Source organism: Streptomyces sp. SID9727 (assembly GCF_010550605.1).
Classification (GTDB): Bacteria; Actinomycetota; Actinomycetes; order Streptomycetales; family Streptomycetaceae; genus Streptomyces.
On the sequence record NZ_JAAGNI010000537.1, the window covers coordinates 1 to 256 of the forward strand.

Annotated in this window: 1 protein-coding gene; it reads left to right on the forward strand. The window is 36.3% G+C overall.

Going from position 1 to position 256, the window contains the following annotated elements; genetic code table 11:
* Positions 1 to 24: 24 nt before the first annotated feature.
* A partial coding sequence (locus G3I41_RS36270; protein WP_164404769.1) for a hypothetical protein occupies positions 25 to 256 on the forward strand: 232 nt, incomplete at its 3' end.

The window sequence follows — 256 nt, forward strand, 5'->3', positions numbered from 1 at the left end:
GAGCTGAAGCAAACTATCATTAAGATGTTCATCAACTCTGTAGAGCGTGGTGTAGCTTTAGCTAAACAGGCTTATACAAAAGGTAGTCTACGTGACTTATCTATTGAACAGATTGAAGTCTTCTTAAAGCAGTTAGCTAATGCTCGAATCAGTAAATTAAATCTAGGAATTGATTCAGTATTCCCAGATGTACCAGAAGAGATCCTTCCTCAAGTTGGATTGCTATTTGCTAAGTCTAGTTTAGTAAACTTCTTTG